This is a genomic window from uncultured Paraglaciecola sp. (genome assembly GCF_943787955.1).
In the GTDB taxonomy this organism is placed as follows: Bacteria; Pseudomonadota; Gammaproteobacteria; order Enterobacterales; family Alteromonadaceae; genus Paraglaciecola.
Map to the genome: position 1 here is coordinate 190,471 of NZ_CALSOK010000013.1, position 17,421 is coordinate 207,891.

At 38.4% G+C, this 17,421-nt stretch carries 11 protein-coding genes and 2 pseudogenes; 7 read left to right on the forward strand and 6 right to left on the reverse strand.

The window, feature by feature from the left end:
• Positions 1 to 523: 523 nt before the first annotated feature.
• Together Q0Y52_RS12895 and Q0Y52_RS12900 are read right to left on the reverse strand one after the other, a co-directional pair.
• A complete protein-coding gene (locus tag Q0Y52_RS12895; RefSeq protein ID WP_297822189.1) occupies positions 524 to 1,282 on the reverse strand; it encodes an SDR family NAD(P)-dependent oxidoreductase in 759 nt (252 codons plus the stop codon).
• A gap of 15 nt (positions 1,283 to 1,297) precedes the next feature.
• On the reverse strand, positions 1,298 to 1,948 hold the full coding sequence (locus Q0Y52_RS12900; RefSeq protein WP_297822191.1) for an acetoacetate decarboxylase family protein: 651 nt from the start codon (positions 1,946 to 1,948) through the stop codon (positions 1,298 to 1,300).
• A 521-nt stretch (positions 1,949 to 2,469) separates the two neighbouring features.
• Between Q0Y52_RS12900 and Q0Y52_RS19545 the strand changes: the two genes are divergently transcribed.
• From Q0Y52_RS19545 to Q0Y52_RS12910, 4 genes and pseudogenes are all read left to right on the forward strand, one after another.
• A complete protein-coding gene (locus Q0Y52_RS19545) occupies positions 2,470 to 3,450 on the forward strand; it encodes a cysteine desulfurase (RefSeq protein WP_366939292.1) in 981 nt (326 codons plus the stop codon).
• Positions 3,443 to 3,820, forward strand: a complete 378-nt coding sequence (locus Q0Y52_RS19550) for an aminotransferase class V-fold PLP-dependent enzyme (RefSeq protein ID WP_366939293.1) — start codon at positions 3,443 to 3,445, stop codon at positions 3,818 to 3,820. Before Q0Y52_RS19545 ends, Q0Y52_RS19550 begins: the two co-directional genes overlap by 8 nt.
• A complete protein-coding gene (locus Q0Y52_RS19555; RefSeq protein ID WP_366939294.1) occupies positions 3,804 to 4,154 on the forward strand; it encodes a SufE family protein in 351 nt (116 codons plus the stop codon). Before Q0Y52_RS19550 ends, Q0Y52_RS19555 begins: the two co-directional genes overlap by 17 nt.
• A gap of 556 nt (positions 4,155 to 4,710) precedes the next feature.
• Positions 4,711 to 5,719: pseudogene (locus Q0Y52_RS12910) on the forward strand (purine nucleoside permease).
• A 5-nt stretch (positions 5,720 to 5,724) separates the two neighbouring features.
• Here Q0Y52_RS12910 and Q0Y52_RS12915 read toward each other — a convergent pair.
• The 4 genes and pseudogenes from Q0Y52_RS12915 to cysZ all read right to left on the reverse strand — a co-directional run bounded on the left by Q0Y52_RS12915 (position 5,725) and on the right by cysZ (position 9,376).
• Positions 5,725 to 6,976, reverse strand: a pseudogene (locus tag Q0Y52_RS12915) (glycosyltransferase family 4 protein).
• 25 nt (positions 6,977 to 7,001) lie between these two features.
• The gene (locus Q0Y52_RS12920) at positions 7,002 to 7,124 is read right to left on the reverse strand and encodes a diguanylate cyclase (RefSeq protein ID WP_297822193.1); all 123 of its coding nucleotides are present in this window, start codon (positions 7,122 to 7,124) and stop codon (positions 7,002 to 7,004) included.
• Between the two features lie 17 nt (positions 7,125 to 7,141).
• Positions 7,142 to 8,128, reverse strand: coding sequence for a GGDEF domain-containing protein (locus tag Q0Y52_RS12925; protein ID WP_297822195.1), 987 nt, complete (start codon positions 8,126 to 8,128; stop codon positions 7,142 to 7,144).
• Positions 8,129 to 8,653: 525 nt separating this feature from the next.
• The gene (gene cysZ / locus Q0Y52_RS12930) at positions 8,654 to 9,376 is read right to left on the reverse strand and encodes a sulfate transporter CysZ (RefSeq protein ID WP_297822197.1); all 723 of its coding nucleotides are present in this window, start codon (positions 9,374 to 9,376) and stop codon (positions 8,654 to 8,656) included.
• Between the two features lie 196 nt (positions 9,377 to 9,572).
• On the opposite strand from cysZ, the gene smc reads away from it, so the two are divergent.
• From smc to ligA, 3 genes are all read left to right on the forward strand, one after another.
• The gene (gene smc / locus Q0Y52_RS12935; RefSeq protein WP_297822199.1) at positions 9,573 to 13,061 is read left to right on the forward strand and encodes a chromosome segregation protein SMC; all 3,489 of its coding nucleotides are present in this window, start codon (positions 9,573 to 9,575) and stop codon (positions 13,059 to 13,061) included.
• Between the two features lie 52 nt (positions 13,062 to 13,113).
• On the forward strand, positions 13,114 to 14,445 hold the full coding sequence (zipA, locus tag Q0Y52_RS12940) for a cell division protein ZipA (RefSeq protein WP_297822201.1): 1,332 nt from the start codon (positions 13,114 to 13,116) through the stop codon (positions 14,443 to 14,445).
• Between the two features lie 78 nt (positions 14,446 to 14,523).
• A complete protein-coding gene (gene ligA / locus Q0Y52_RS12945; protein ID WP_297822204.1) occupies positions 14,524 to 16,563 on the forward strand; it encodes an NAD-dependent DNA ligase LigA in 2,040 nt (679 codons plus the stop codon).
• Positions 16,564 to 17,421: the final 858 nt, after the last annotated feature.

Consider the following 17,421-nt stretch of genomic DNA (forward strand, 5'->3'; position numbering starts at 1 on the left):
ATCCTTTATTGAAGTGTCCGGTTAATTCAACCACAACACTATATGCGATTAGCAGAGCAAAGACTAAGTCATTCAAAATATTAGCATGACTGAATTAGTAAATATTCGAAGCGTTGAATATCAAACATAAGTTAATGGCATTTACTTCATAACGCACATTGTCAAAACACTGGGTTAAATGAAAGGCATATACACATTTCATTTGATACTGACTATGTTTTAACTTTTTTATTCCTTGAACGCGTTTCAAACTAAAGACGTTATGGAAATTACCGGCTATTCAGCTCTATATGCTCTTGCAGTAATGAAGCAATCGATGTGGTGTGAAGATTTCAACCCAATATTGATTAGGATTTTTGATAAATACAATACCTTAAGTGATGTGGTTATCAAGCTTACTAAATAGTTGCTTATCGAGACATTGAGTTTTGTTGACTTCGATATACACCTGAGGTTTGGTGAGTTAACGTTCAATCAATTGAGGTCTATCAATTGATTAACGCTACAAGTGAATCAGTTCTCATTAAGATACTTTTCGGGCTTCTATTTTCAAATAGATTGTTTGCAAAAAAGGGAGCCACTGTGAAGTTAGCCAAAAAATTCTGAATATAAAAGAAGGGTAGATACGAGTTTTATTTTTTTCTAATCCTGAAAAAATACTTCGGGCAACTGTTTCAGCTGTTTGGCTTGGAAATGGTGCCTTACTGCCGGCAGACCGAAAGAATTCTGTTCTAGTCGCAATGGGGTACACTAAAACAACCTCTTGCTTGCTTGTCGATTCCCACTTCTGGGTTTCAGCGAAAGAGTGTAACGCTGCTTTTGTTGCTGAGTACAACGCATATCCGGGTAGGCCTAAGTAAGCCATTGCAGATGAAGTCATCACAATTCTAAAGGGATGATCTTTATTTAATTGCTTCAGCTTTTGCCAACTATATATAGGCGATAGGGTATTAAGAGAAAATATTTTTTCATTTCTTAGCCAATCGGGCTCAGCTCGTGAAGATAAATTCTCAAAGTAAGCAAAACCTGCATTTGCAAAAAACAAGTCACAACTATCCCAACGCAATGCTATTTTTGTGAAAAGTAAATCTGATCCAGTTTGAGTCGATAGGTCTGTGTCAATAAACTGTAATTTTTCGTTCTGACTAAATCGAGATTGAATAGTATCGGTATTTAAGTCAACGGCAATAATATCATGTTCATTTTCAATTGATTGCTCTAACAGTGCTAACCCTATACCTGAATTTGCCCCAGTAATGACAGTACGTTGATTACGACCCATTCTACTATTTTACCTTTATATTATTTTTTCTTGGATCGCTTCTGGAAAACCCATGGAAAACCCATCAACAATAGATGCAGCCAAGATAGTTTGGTTACTAAGATCAGGAAAACTGTGCCCATCTTCATTATTAGAGCCGCCTAAATGACTGACAGTAGCAAATTTTGCTTGGCCTTTAGTTTTTGGTTTTGTCCAAAAGTGGTGATTATCTCGTTTCTGGTAGAGGGTAATGGGCAGCATAGCTTCAATAATAGGTATGGACGGACCTAATCTTTTAGCTTTTAAGGTAAAGCAGGAATGCCCTTCATGTTTGATAGCGACTTGGACAGATTTTCCGTCATCTTGCCAATCGAATTGGGCCATTTTTTTTGGAATACCCCAGTTTTTTTGCCCTGCTTTCATACTGTTTTCGGAGTCGACAAATATATGACTAATTGATAAATGCTTGCCTTTTGGATTTTTCAGGGTGCCCGGAATAAGTAAAATTTCGTAGTAAGGTCCAACGGGGGATGTTTGATAATTAACCAAACAAATAGAGGCAATTAACCCTTTATAGTCAGAAAGCCCGTAACGTGCTTTCCATGATTTTGACAAACGCATTACTAAAACAACGCCGCTACCCTTTAGCTGCCAAGGTGCAGGGTGATTGTACTCTTGTTCTGACATAAAAAGTTCCTCCACTTTATTTAAAGAAATATATCAGATAGAAGATGCTTTTAAAATCTTGAATTTATTAGTTAAGTCTATTGATTAGTATCAATAGACTTTGTTGAGTTGGTTACGCTTTAACGACTCTAAAAAGAACGGGTGAAGGTCTTTCATTGTGCTCACATTGAAAGACCCGTCACCTAAATAGTTCTAAATAGGTTTTAAGGCGAAAGTCTGTAAAAAACTATTAGTGCACTAGTATTTGAAAATCTTCATTGTCCGTTGAAAGCTTATGCTTAAATGAAAATAGTGATCCAATTCTGGGTATCCTCCTTCTACTGATAGCCGTCGTCCAATGAGTATTGCAAAAACGGTAGAAATTAGCCCATCGAGCCTTGTCAGATTGAATGTTTTGTCACTCAGCAGAAGCGATGTAAAATTGAACACTTTATTACGTTGTTGAATCTAGCTTAAATACCTTGCTAATCTGCTTTCGATTGACAACAATCATCAATAGTAAATCACTTGTTTTAAAACCGATGCAATCAAAGATATCCAATACTTTACGTCAATACTTTCCCTTTTTTACCAGCCTTGAGTCACAAAGCTGTATATATTTGGATAGTGCTGCTACCAGTCAAAAATTACAGTCGGTTATCGATATTACGCGACATTTCTACCAAGAGCAGTCTGTTAATGTGCATCGTTCTAGTCATCAGTTGGCCGCCAATGTTACAGAACAATTTGAACAGTCGCGCAGGACCATCCAACATTTTATTGGTGCTAGGAGCCACAAAGAAATTGTGTGGACTAAAGGGGCTACCGAAAGCATAAATCTTGTCGCCAGTAGTTTGGCTAAAAGTCACTTTAAAGCGGGTGATAGTATTGTAGTCTCTGCTCTAGAACATCACGCTAATATTGTGCCTTGGCAGCAAATAGCCCAAGCTAATAATTTACAATTACAGGTAATGCCAGTTGATAATAATGGAGTATTAAAGCTAACAGAATCATTGCAATTAATGACTTCAAATACCGCAATGGTGGCTTTAGGGCATGTATCAAATGCTCTAGGAAATATTAATCCAATAAAAGCTATTATTAACAAAGCCAAAGAATTGGGCGCATTAACACTAATAGATGGCACACAAGCAGTTAGTCACTTGGCTGTGAATGTGCAACAGTTGGATTGTGACTTTTATGTGTTCAGTGGTCATAAAATGTTTGGCCCCACTGGCATAGGTGTATTGTACGGTAAGTACGATTTGCTCGAGCAATTACCGCCTTATCAACTAGGCGGTGAGATGATCAAACACGTTAGCTTCACACAATCCACCTTCCAACCACCGCCATTAAAATTTGAAGCCGGTACGCCAAATATTGCAGGTGTACTAGGTATAGCAGTTGCCAGTGAGTTTATTCAACAACATAGAGCGACGCTATTAGCACTTGAACATAACTTGTATCAACAATTACTCGATTCTTTGTCAGCTATTCCACAAGTAAAATTATGGGGTGATTAGAGTTAACAGTATCTGTCTGTTGTCTTTTACCTTAGAAGGTGTCAATCATTACGATCTCGCAGTGCTATTAGATAAGCGCAATGTTGCAGTGAGGGTAGGGCATCACTGTGCTATGCCTTTAATGAATGAGCTGGGTATAGATGGGACCATTAGAGTGTCTTTAGCGCCTTACAATAACAACGATGACATCCAGACCTTTCTCTCGGCGTTAGTCGAATGTATTCGTTTATTAACTGAACCAACAACTCAAACGGCAACTGTTGAAATGTTATTGGATGAGAAACAAGCTCTGCTTTTTCCCATTGCAGAGTCAATAAAACAGGCAAAAAAGCTGGGATCAGACTTACCGGCAAATGATGTTAGCGGGTAAAAGTTTAGCCAGATTACAAGACCATTATAAAACGCAAGAGTCTGCAGTAACTGGCTGTGAAAGCGAAGTTTGGATAAGGTGTTTAGTAGATAAAGGCCTAGTAGTGTTGGAGGGGGACTCGCCTAGCAAAATTATTCGCGGCTTATTGGCTGTGCTGTTCGAAGCCCTGTCAGGCAAAACAGCTAAACAAGTTTTGGTGTTTAACTTAGTCGATTATCTAGAAACATTACATTTGGGTAAACACTTAAGCCAATCCAGAGGCAACGGACTGTCTGCTGTAATGGAAAAAATTATTGAATACTGCCAACTTCAATCTGCAAATAAAGAGAGTTAGATATTTATCAATAAACAGCAAGATAAAACAGGTTCATCAGTTAGAAAAGTCTTAAATATTTTTAGGAGCATTATTTTATTATCAGTTTTGGGGTATTACGGCAATAAAACTGTTCAGACGTATCTTGGGCAACAAGCCATAGATGAAATTGGGTTAGAAATACTTGCCTTAGAGCAAGCCCCAGAAGTGGCCAATAATACTAAATAAATTAGTATTGGCGGATATGTCAGCCATTTGGTGCCCAAGCTGTCGTAAGTTAGATAAACAAGTGTTCTCATATAAACAAGTGTTCTCATATAAACAAGTCATTTCACAGAACAATCAAACTTTGTTTATGTCCGCATAGAGTTTGACTCGCCGGAAGGTAAATCCTTTATGCCAAATTACCATGTCACTGGTTTTTCCACATTGTTGGTATTAAATACTAGGGGTGATAAATAGTACAATTACCAATAAGCTATGTGCCGATACCTTTTTTGGCAACATTGGCAATGGTCGTTGCGGTGAGTCGTTAATCAATCGGTTTTAAACATAATTTAAATGAAAAGGAATGCTTATGAAACCATACAAAATATTAGTGTTAATTTTACTTTGCTCAATTACACTGACTAGTCAGGCGGCCATAAACAGCAAGCCAATTCATGTCAAAGTTTTTATCGCAGCCATGTTTGAAATAGGTGAAAATTCTGGTGATAAATCAGGGGAGTTTCAGTACTGGTATCAACGTTATTTTAAAAACAGTCAGCCTATAGATGTAAAAGGCGCACTCAACCCCGTTTATTGTAATAAAAATGGTGTGTGTGGCGGTGTGTTAGGTATGGGAAAGGTCGCTTCATCTGCTTCAATGCAGGCCATTTTATTAAACCAACAATTCGATTTTTCACGCAGCTTTTACATTCTCAGCGGTGTGGGAGGCACGCCTCCATCAAAAGGCACAATAGGTGATGTGAGTTGGGGCAGTTGGCTAATTGATTACGATTTAGGTCATCGCTGGTCACCAGAAGAAGGTGAAGTAGGTGCCCCCACTTTTATGCCCCGTAAAGGGTATGAAAACATTCGCCGTTATCAACTTAACCCCTTATTAGTCGATTGGAGCATGGCGTTATCTACTGATACAAAGCTCAAGGACTCACCAAGCGCTCAAGCTTATAGAACTCGTTACCCACAAATTGCAGCCAGGCGACTGCCCAAAGTGTTAAAGGGCACACATATGACGGGGTGATACGTTTTTTCATGGGCCAGGATTGTCTAAACAAGCACAATATATCACTGAATTATATGGTGCAGATGATTACATAACCACTGAAATGGAAGCCGCGGCTATTACACAGGTGATCAGCCGGATTCATGGGACACAACGCATTTTGAGTTTACGTGGGTCAGTCAACTTTGACCAAGGTCACCCAAATGAAACAACCTTAGAACACTTAGATCCAGCACCCGGAGAAACGGCTGGTGGTTTTACCGAAACGGTAGAAAATATTGTTTTAGTCGGGGCTAAAGTAACCGATCATATTACCAACAATTGGCAAATCTGGCAGCAGGGAGTGCCACAGCTAAAATAAGGTGTCTAGCGGTTCTTCGCCTCAATCCACTGGGCCATATACTGAGTGCTTTTTAGTTGGTGGTGATGCAACATCTGTCCAATAAAGTTATTTGCACGATGACTTTCAAGGTTGTCTTGTATCTCACCGATACGGGCGAGTATCTTTGGTTGGATTTTATCTTTATCAAAATTAGCATTAATAAGTCGATACCCATTTTGTTGTTTTTGCTGCCATAACTCTTCGTTTTGATAAAGCTGTATGGCATGTTCTGCAAAATGTTCGGCACTGTTTTTATGATTATCAAATTTATCTAAATCTGTGGACAGCCCAGACCAGTCTAATCCCATTGTCATGCCCTCAATACCAATGTTGGTAGTAACATTTGGCGTTCCACAAAACATTGCCTCAGCTAACTTACCTTTTATACCTGCCCCAAAACGTAACGGGGCTAAACATACCCTTGCTTGTTGCATTTTGTGCTTGGCATCCTCAGCCCAGCCTTTAACTAAAAAACCTTCCTTGAGATTATGCAATTGGGTGGCTTTTGGCGGTGGATAGGCTCCGTAAATATGTAACTCGACTTTGGGTAATTTTTTACGGATCAACGGCCATATAATTTGATTTAAAAACAGTGTCGCGTCCCAGTTAGGCTCATGGCGAAAGTTACCAATACTGATGAAATGTTGCCTGTCTGAGTAGTTTTTTTTCTGCGTATGTAAAGTGCCGTAAGTCCAGCATAAATGGACAGTGATGTAGAATATTTTCAGGTATGGAAAAATGATTTTTGAGCAAACTTAATTCATAATCAGATATAATTAAACTCAAATCACAGCGAAAAATCGCTGCGATTTCACGTTTTGCAATATCATTATTCAAATCAAGATTTGTTAAGTGTCTGTTTTGTTTTAATGCTTGATGCCTAGCATGGCGCAGTGAGTGCAAATCTTCAGTGTCTAAAATGCGCAGTGCATCAGGACAATATTTTGCCACCCGCCAGCCAAATTGCTCCTCAAGCATAAAGCGGTCGAATAACACCATGTTGGGATTGAGTTCACTGATGAAGTCATCAAAGCTGCTGCAATTAAGTGCCACGGTTTTTTCGTCGATACCCAACTCAGTTAAGTCTACCTTGTGTTCGCCTTGCTGGGCAGGGCTAGCAAAAGTAATCTGCCAACCTTGGTGGTTAAAGAAGGTCAGTAAACTTAGCATATGGCTGCCAGCAGCTGATGAATTAGGCTCAGGCCATACGTAACCAAGCACTAGTAATTTTTTAATACTTTTAATATTCACAAGCTAAAACTCATTGTTTGGCAACCTTTACACAATTTCTTCCCGCTTTTTTTGCGGCATACAGGGCAATGTCAGCTTGTTTCATTATGATTTCAAAATCAGAATGTTCTTTTGTTCGCTGTGCAACACCCAAGCTGGTGGTGACTGTAACTACTTTTTCTTTAGATACTTTTTTAGCTGGAAATTTATTTGGTAAATGTTTTGGGGTTTAGGTGGGCGAGGGTTGGCTCCAACAGTAATATTGTAATCAGCGATGGTTTTGCGCACTAATTCCACAAAAGGCATCACCTCTTTAGATATTTTACGGTGAAGAATTATAATAAATTTTTCACCGTGAAATCGAAGTTTTTTTCCTCCTTCTGTTACTTTATCTAATTTACTGGCTACTAATTTTAAGACTTCATCGCCTACATGATGGCTGTAAGTATCGTTAACCTTTTTGAAATGGTCAATATCATACATCACCACAGTGTATTTTCGCCCAAGGGTTTGCACATACTGCATCAATGTTCGCCTAGAGGTAATACCTGTTAGTTCATCCTTAAAGACCATAGTAAATCTATCTTTGAGTACTGAATAACAAAACAAGCCTGCAAAACTCACTATTGTGTTCAAGCCAAAATTGACATTGCTATAGATATGCATAAATGCACTTAATGCCAAAGCAAAATACAATGCGTTATGGGTGTTATCTATTTTTAACCATAACCTAATCATGCCAAGCATTAACCCAACTATTAGCAGTAAACTATTAAAGGGTGTAACGAAGGAACGTATATCAGGAAATAGTCGGAATAATTGGCTGTCTATAGAGGTTAACCACGTGTGGCTGACGAACTGTAATGATGGAATGGATAACCAACTCAATACAAATAACACCAATAAAACAACTAAACTGAAACATAAGTTATGGGCAGAAAATCCTTTATCTTTGCTATATAACAAAAATACAAAACCAAATAAGGTACCGCTGTATGTCACTTCCAGCAATTCTGGTGATAATGTTAATTCTTTGTTGGCGACGACAGTAAAAAGTAGTAAACAAGCATATACCAGTCGGCTGCGTCCAAATTGCCATGCAATCATCGCCGCAATGACCGAGATGGCATAACTCATCCACCAAAGGTTTACTAACAAGTTTACCATCAATTCAGTGTTGAAAAAATAAATGAAGCACTAAAGATAAGTAATGAAGGAAAGAATAACCAACAAAAATAAGTCAATCTAGACAATAAGGGTGACGATTTAGTAGTCAATGATAACACCTGCTTCAATTAAAAATGAATAAACAAACGACGATATTATAAGTGAAAATATCCAGTGACTGAAAGCTTTGTGATAAAGAATTATAAACATTAATACTTAAACCAGAAAATACCGTTCATCAATGACATGTTTTTTCCAACGGGAGCAACGTACTTATGGCAGAGTCATCGTTCTACTGATGTTCTAGCAGGCATTTTTTAAAGCTTCTATGGCTTTTATGATTTTTGTTTATGCTGTTCTTTGCTTGGTTTTTTGATTCTAGTAAGCAAACAGGTAATACCTGAACGGTCATGAAATACGGAATGTTGTCTTTGATTAGAGGTAAACTAACACTAATGACCCCAGTAATATTTTAGATGTTCATTGTACAACTATTAAGAACTAAATAACGTTACTTTAAACCTGCTCTTTCAACTCATCGACCCATAAAGCGGTTGCACCGCAAACTGCTACTGGCATCACTAAAAAATTAACAATGGGGATCAGCGAAAATATACTGACAATGATCCCAAAACTAAAACTTTGAGAGCGGTTGTTTTGTAATACCCGTTTCATATCTTTAAACGACACTTTGTGATTATCAAAGGCATAATCACAATACTGAACGGCCATCATCCAAGCAGAGAACAAAAACCATATTACTTGTCCGAATACAGGCAATATAAAAAACAATAACAAAAAGCCAATGGCTCTTGGTATGTAATAGGTGAACTTTGACAGTTCACGCCATAATGTGCGTGGTATGTCTTTAAATACATCAGTTAAACCGGAGTTGTCCATACGTTGGCCTGTAAGGTGTTGTTCTACTTTTTCAGCTAACAACCCATTAAAAGGAGCGGCAATCCAGTTCGCTAAGGTACCAAATATTAAAGCAAAGACTAACAAAATAGTGATCACGGCGATCGGCCAAATGATGTAACTTAAACCGTCTTTTAACCAACTCAACCATTCCCAATCGGGAATGAGATCCGTTAACCACAAAATACTGCTGCTGATCTCACCAAACAAATAGTAAAAACCTGCTGAAAACAAGATAAGATTAATGGCCAACGGGAAAAATACGAAGCGTTTCAATCCTTTGGTGGTGATTAATCTAAAACCTTGAAAAAAATAATCCATATGACACCTGTGATGTTAGTTATTTTTGATGTTTTATATGAATGAAAAACACCTTTTTTTATTAAATGTAATTTTTACACTATACGTAACTATAGCGATGTGGCAAAACGTCATTTGTTACACTTGATGACTTTTGGTACATTCAACCTAAGAAGTAAAAAAATAATTACAACTTTCGGAACGACTTCATTTTTATATGCGCTTAAAAAAAATAAAGTTGGCTGGGTTTAAGTCTTTTGTTGACCCAACCACTATCCCTTTTCCAGACGATATGACTGCGGTTGTCGGGCCAAATGGCTGTGGCAAATCCAATGTGATTGACGCTGTACGTTGGGTATTAGGTGAAAGCTCTGCTAAAAATTTACGCGGCGCTTCCATGACAGACGTTATTTTTAACGGTTCCACTTCTCGTAAACCTGTATCACAATGCAGTGTTGAATTAGTGTTTGATAATACATCAGGGCGTATTCAAGGTGAATATGCGGGTTACAACGAGTTGTCGGTTAAACGTATTGTAACTAAAGAAGCACAATCGAGTTATTTACTAAACAACACAAAGTGTCGCCGCCGTGACGTGACGGATTTATTTTTAGGCACAGGTTTAGGCCCCCGTAGTTACGCGATAATCGAACAAGGCATGATCTCCCGCTTGATTGAGTCTAAGCCTCAAGAGCTAAGAGTCTTTATTGAAGAAGCTGCAGGCGTTTCTAAGTACAAAGAGCGGCGCCGAGAAACTGAAACCCGTATTCAACATACTAAAGAAAACTTAGAGCGCCTAGAAGACGTTCGTGGTGAATTAGGCCAGCAATTAGAAAAACTACAACGTCAAGCCACTGCCGCTAAACGATACAAAGAGCTCAAGCAAAATGAGCGCCGTTACAAAGCTGAATTAGCCGCTATTCGCTGGTTACAGCAGAGTGCAAAAATCGATACGCTAGAATTAACTATCGCCCAAAAAAATGCCGATATCGATGCTTACGTGGCCATACAGCGTAATGAAGAAAAAGACATTGTTGAATTTAAACAACAGCAACAAGATTCTAAACAACAGCTAAATGATATTCAGCAACAAATGTTTAAAGTGAGTACCGATATAACCCGTATTGAACAGAATCAGATCCATACCAAACAAAGACGTCAGCAAATTGAACAAGAATCCAACGCCCTGCAAGTCGCTGTTACTGATAATGAAGCCCATCATCAGCACAACTTTGAAAAAATTGAGGTGTTATCAGAGCAGATTTTATTGGCTGAACCAGAAAAACAATTATCTGAAGATCAGGTAGAGCAAGCAAAAAGTGACTTGCTTGAAGCAGAAGAGCAATTTAGCCAGCAACAACATCAATGGCAAAAGCAAGATCTATATTTTAATCAAGTTAAACAACAAGCACAAAGTTGTCATGGCAAAATTCAGTCTTTGATGTCTATGCAAATGCGAACTAAGCAGCGTATTAACGAGCTGAAAGATGAGCTATGTGAAATTTTGGCCGATGAGTTAGCTTCGCAGATAGAAGCTTGCCAAAAAGAAATATTGACGCTTGGATATCAGGCACAACAAAGTTCTGAAAATGCACAGCAAAGTCTGTCCAAACAGAAGAGTGCTCAACTTAACTTGAAACAAGCTGAGCACAACCAAATGAGGGTAATAGGTGACTTACAAAGCATTGAAGCTCAGCTGGCGGCTTTAAATGCATTACAACAAATTAATGAGCTTGATACTAGCTCACAAGAATTTATTCATAAACATCAGCTTAGTAACCAGTCGTGGATACACTCTTTAGATATTCAAAGTGGCTGGGAGGATGCATTCGAAACCCTTACTCAGCTATGGCAGCGTGCCATTGTGCTGCCTGAAAACACTGGTCAGGGTAAGTTAGTTGAATTGTCTGGTTCTGCTTGGTTGTTTCAAGATAACTACATTGATAAATGCACTGCCACCAAACCAGAAAAAAGCATTACGTCTAAATTAAATAATGACACTGTACCCAAATGGTTAACTCATATTATGTATGCTACCGACCTTGAACAAGGTCTGGAAATATTAGCTGACTTGACTAGTTATCAAAGTGTTGTGACCCTCGAAGGTTATTGGTTAGGCCAAGGGTGGATGATTGTAGGTAGTAATGACCAGCAAACAGGCTTGTTAAAACGCGCTAATCAAATTAAACTGCTTGATGCTCAACTTGTAGATGTCAAAAGGAACCTTTTAGATGCAGAGTCATCGGTCAGTGACGCCGAAGGTAAGCTTGGTGTTGCTAAACAAATAGCAGAAACTGACAAGCAGCAATATGAACATCTAAATCTCAATTTACAGCAAACAAAGAATAAAGAGCAATTACTGGCTCAACAACACCTACAAAAAATGGGCCGCAATACTAAATTATCACAAGAATTACTGCGCCAACAAGTTACTTTAGAACAGGAACAGCAACAGCTTGAAGATTTGTCGAAGCAATCAGAAGAGCTGGAACTAACAGTCGACTTGTTACAAGAGCAGCAACTTGAGTTTGAGCAAAACCGAGAGCAGCAACAGCAAAAAATCTCTGATGGTCGTACTAAGCTAGAATCTGTTAAAAATAATTTACATCAATTAGCTTTACACTTACAAAGTATACAAAGTCAATATCAAGGGTTAACCACTAATCAGCAGCGTGAAGCACAATTTTTACATAACATGCAACAAAAGTTGGTATTATTAAAATCTGAGTTTGTTGAATTGACTCTACCACTGAAAGCCCAACAAGGATCGTTACAACAGCTGTTACAACAAAAAAACATTTTGGACATTCAGCAACAAGAGTTAAATGACAAACTAGCCATAATAGATGAAAATTTAACAATGGCTGAAAAAGGTCAAAAAGGTATTACGGATAAAATTCAGGTTATGCAAAGTGAACTGCAAATTATTAAACTTGAATGTGAAGGTTACCGTGTTAGAGCCAATGGTGTATCAGAACAACTCCAAGAGATGCAGCATAACCTTCAATCAGTTTTAGACACCTTACCTGATAACGCAGATGAGAAAAGTTGGCAAATACTATTAGATAAAACCATCACGTCTTTGGATAGACTAGGTGCGGTTAACCTTGCAGCTGTTGAAGAATATGATATCCAGGCTGAGCGTAAACAACATCTTGATGACCAAAATGATGACTTGGTTTCTGCTTTAGAAATACTAGAGCAAGCTATACGTAAAATTGATAAAGAAACCCGCACACGTTTTAAAGAAACCTTTGATCAAGTTAATGAAGACCTAAAAGTGTTATTCCCTAAGGTATTTGGTGGTGGTACGGCTTATCTTGAACTAACCGATGACGATTTACTCGATACAGGTGTCACTATTATGGCTAGGCCACCAGGGAAGAAAAACAGTACCATTCACCTACTTTCCGGTGGAGAAAAAGCATTGACCGCTTTATCATTGGTGTTCGCTATTTTTAGATTGAATCCCGCGCCATTTTGTCTCTTAGATGAAGTTGATGCGCCTCTGGATGATGCAAATGTAATTCGATTTTGTAAGTTGGTGTCAGAAATGTCAAAAACAGTACAGTTTATTTTTATCACGCACAATAAGATAGCCATGGAAATGGCAACACATTTAACTGGTGTTACAATGGCTGAGCCAGGAGTGTCACGAATGGTTGCAGTAGACGTTGATGAAGCTGTGGCAATTGCCCAGGCCTAAGCAAAAATACATTAGCCCTTTTAATCATTATTAAAGAAGTACGAGTAATTTAATGGAAGCAGATGGTTTACGATGGTCGTTATTAGTAATAGGCAGTTTGGTGATTGTTAGTGTTGCCATTCATGGTATTTGGTTGTCTCGAAAAAATAGCGAGAAGAAATTAACCGCGAGTAAACACAAAAACGAACAGCAGTATCAACCTTCTGGTTGGCAGACTGATTCTGATGATTTTAACGAGGAGGTCCATTACGAGAGTGGCGGCACTGATGACGATTTGGATATCAAATCCGATATTGGAGTAGATGAAATTGCAACTGATATAGTTGAAGCAACGTCATCAATAAATGAACTTGATGAATTGGGTTTAAGCGCAGTGCGAGTTGTGCCTGATGCCGAAAAAGTTAATGCAGATACAGAAGCACCAACAAGCAAAATTTATGCGTCTGTAGTGACACAGCCAAAGCCTGAGTATGCTACTAAATACACATCTTCAAAAGTAGAATCCTTATCTATTTCACAGCAACAAGACACATCAAACCATAGTAGTGTATCCCCTAAAGATGTCTCTTCAGATTATTCAGTGTCCTCTCATCATAGCTCAAAAGATAATTATCAAACGCCAGAACCTCCACCATTTTTATTAAAAAAAGAAGGGCCAGAATCTGAAGTTGATAGTGATTCTAGCGTTTTAGCAGAGCAGCCAACTAATGAAAATCCCTCTGGGGTCTCCGTGCAAAAAGAAGCTGAGAATATACCTAATACTGCCTTAGTTGAAAGCATTAGTTTGACAGAAAAAGCACGTAATTTAGTCAAAATTAAAAAAGTTGCTTCAGTAAAAAAACATCGAGATCCTAAGATTGCTGAAGATCAAATGCATATTGATTTTGATGAACAACCGACTGCTAAACCTGAGCCCAAAGAGGAACTAAAAACTAAGCCAGTAGAGTCAGAGCAACCACAAGTGGTGTTAGTGCTTAATATTAAGTCGGCAGATGATAACCCTATTCTAGGCTCTGCGTTACTTCCTATGTTACTTACTTTGGGCTTTAAATTTGGTGATCAGGATATTTTTCACCGCCATGTGAACTCAAATGGCAAAGGACCGGTATTGTTTAGCCTAGCCAACATGTTTAAGCCAGGTAATTTCGATATAGATAACTTAGAAAACTTTACCACTCACGGCATTTCGTTATTTATGATCTTACCGACTGAAGGTGAGCCTCATCAAGTATTTAACATGATGCATAATGCTGCACGCAAAATTGCTGAAGAGTTTTCAACACAAATATATGATGGCAAGCGCACCTTATTAACAAATCAAAGCTTGCAGCAATATGTGGAAAAAATTCGAGAATTCGAACGTCAACGCCTATTAAGAGACTGACCCATACCACACTATTATTTTTTTACCTTTGGATTAATTTTAGGGTAAATATCACTTATTTTTTACTGGAATGCTTTTATGGCAGCCTCGCAAGATATTATTAAGCATCTCGCTTCACTTAAAATCATTATCTCAGAATATAACTATCAATATTACGTGTTAGACAACCCTAGTGTGCCTGATTCCGAATACGACAGGCAGATGAAAGCGTTACAAGCAATCGAACTAAAATATCCAGAATTGTTGACAGGTGATTCACCAAGCCAAAAAGTCGGAGACATGCCATTACCTGAATTTGAACAGGTGACACATGAATTGCCAATGCTGTCTTTGGATAACGCCTTTGATAAAGAGTCATTTTTAGCCTTTGAAAAGCGTATGCAAGACAGGCTCAAAAACGATGCTGAAATTAGTTACAGCTGTGAACCCAAGTTAGACGGATTAGCTGTCAGTTTGTTATATGAACACGGTATATTAGTTCGCGGAGCGACTCGTGGTGATGGCCGTGTGGGTGAAAATATTACTGCCAACGTGCGTACTATTCGTAATATTCCATTATCCTTGCGTGGTGTTAACTATCCCCAGCGTTTGGAAGTGCGCGGCGAAGTGATCATGACCAGAGACGGCTTTGTGAAGTTAAACAAAACTCAGGTAGAGCAAGATAAGAAAGTCTTCGCCAACCCTCGCAATGCTGCTGCTGGAAGCTTACGCCAATTAGACTCTCGTATTACTGCTAAGCGCCCGTTATTATTTTTTAGTTATTCTTTAGGTTTAGTTGAAAACGAACAATATCCTTTAGCTGATAGCCACTCAGCAAGATTAAAGCAACTCAGCGATTGGGGCTTACCTTTAAGCAAGGAATTACAAGTCGCTCAAGGGGCACAAGCGTGTTTGGATTATTATCAGCATCTAGGTGATATTCGTGACTCACTTAATTACGATATTGACGGTGTTGTTTTTAAAGCCGACAACATTGAATTACAGCAAAAGCTTGGCTTTGTAGCCAGAGCTCCACGATGGGCCATTGCTCATAAATTCCCTGCTCAAGAAGAAATGACTGTGGTGCAAGACGTGGAGTTCCAGGTTGGAAGAACAGGGGCCATTACACCTGTCGCAAGACTAGAGCCAGTATCTGTTGGCGGGGTGACCGTGTCTAATGCTACTTTACATAATGCTGACGAAATTAAACGCCTTGGTTTAAAAGTTGGCGATACCGTGATTATAAGGCGGGCAGGGGATGTAATCCCTCAAGTCGTCTCGGTGATTGTTGATAAACGCCCTGAAGATGCACGAAACATTGTGTTTCCAAAAATGTGTCCAGTTTGTGATTCTGCTATCGAAAAACTCGAAGGTGAAGTGGTAGCCAGATGTACTGGCGGATTATATTGTGCTGCCCAGCTTAAAGAGTCAATGAAACATTTCGCCTCGCGCAAAGCGTTTGATATTGATGGCTTAGGTGACAAGATAATCGAGCAATTAGTCGACCAAAAATTAGTTAAAACCCCAGCTGATTTTTTCAAATTAGAGTTTATGCAAATTTCGAACTTAGAACGTATGGGAGAAAAATCGGCGGCCAACCTTATTAGGTCACTTGAAAAGTGTAAGCAAACCACTCTTGCTAAGTTTATATATTCGTTAGGTATTCGAGAGGTTGGCGAAGCGACTGCAGCTAATCTAGCAGCACATTACTGTGAGTTGGAAGCCATTAAACAAGCCAATATAGACAGTTTGCAAGAAGTGAGTGATGTAGGTGCGATAGTAGCTCAACATTTAGTCAATTTTTTTGCAGAAGATCATAATGTTCAAGTGGTTGATGAGTTATTAGCGTCAGGCATACACTGGCCTAAAATTGAAAAAATCGAGGTGGACTTTTTACCGCTTTCAGGACAAACATTTGTACTGACAGGTACTTTAGAAAAAATGGACAGAAACGCAGCTAAGGCCATGCTTCAATCCTTGGGTGCAAAAGTAGCGGGCAGCGTGTCTGCTAAAACTAGCTGTGTTGTGGCAGGAGAAAAAGCGGGTTCTAAATTGGCAAAAGCCGAAGCATTAGGTGTTAAGGTACTGAATGAGCAAGAAATGATAGATATGTTCGTTGAGCTAGGAGGGATTATCTAGATGCACTGGCCCTGTCGGTGTTAACTCAGATTAGCCAATAGACACAACCCTATTATAATGAAATTTCCTTAACGATTTTGACCACTATTTTAGTGGTGTATGGGGATGTTTTTAAATACACATATTAAACGTATGATCAGTCCTTACCATTTTGTTATTCGCACCTTAATATTTATACTGATTCTGTGTTTTTGGATACGGGTTGTGAGTCGTATTTGCCACGTCATATGTAAAACAGCTTATATTATGGGTTCCTTATTTGCATCGGGGATTGACTGTTATTCTGGTGTTTCTAATCTTAGGGTATTTGGCTGAGCACAAGCGTTATATTTAATTTAGCTTTATAGATCAAGGCTTGGGAGAGTATTGTATGTTTGGTTTGTTAATAGTATTTATATTCGAAATGTGGGAAAACTTTATGCAACCGTCAGTGCCTTTGGGCAACATTTAACCTCTAGCTTACAGACCTGCCTGAATAAATAGTACCTAACTGTCTTACCTATCTAAAAGAGACAAAGGCAAATCTCTATTTTAAGCATTATTTTTAAGTAAAAATATAAGCTAAACAATCTGCTCAGTAATATTTTAGGTCAAATCGTTTTCGATATTCAGTTTTTTAGATTTTTAAATTTTAAATTTTTAAAATACACGTTGAAACGCCGAATTTGTTGCATTAAAAACCGATCTTTGTGTACCTTAAGCATGTTAATTTTCGATAAAGTTATTAACTCTTTGTTAACATTGGTTGGAATTATGCTTCATAATAATTCATAAAATTCACGTTGAAGGCTGGGTGCCCGCACTTAAAAATTTATAAAGTTTTTCTAATCTTCTGTACTTTATTATCCAGCTCAAAAT

Bases quoted from the DNA above. Each gene is read 5' to 3' on its own strand.
- Q0Y52_RS12895 (WP_297822189.1), bottom strand. From the start codon at position 1,282: ATGGGTCGTAATCAACGTACTGTCATTACTGGGGCAAATTCAGGTATA.
- Q0Y52_RS12900 (WP_297822191.1), bottom strand. From the start codon at position 1,948: ATGTCAGAACAAGAGTACAATCACCCTGCACCTTGGCAGCTAAAGGGT.
- Q0Y52_RS19545 (WP_366939292.1), top strand. From the start codon at position 2,470: ATGCAATCAAAGATATCCAATACTTTACGTCAATACTTTCCCTTTTTT.
- Q0Y52_RS19555 (WP_366939294.1), top strand. From the start codon at position 3,804: ATGATGTTAGCGGGTAAAAGTTTAGCCAGATTACAAGACCATTATAAA.
- cysZ (WP_297822197.1), bottom strand. From the start codon at position 9,376: ATGGATTATTTTTTTCAAGGTTTTAGATTAATCACCACCAAAGGATTG.
- smc (WP_297822199.1), top strand. From the start codon at position 9,573: ATGCGCTTAAAAAAAATAAAGTTGGCTGGGTTTAAGTCTTTTGTTGAC.
- zipA (WP_297822201.1), top strand. From the start codon at position 13,114: ATGGAAGCAGATGGTTTACGATGGTCGTTATTAGTAATAGGCAGTTTG.
- ligA (WP_297822204.1), top strand. From the start codon at position 14,524: ATGGCAGCCTCGCAAGATATTATTAAGCATCTCGCTTCACTTAAAATC.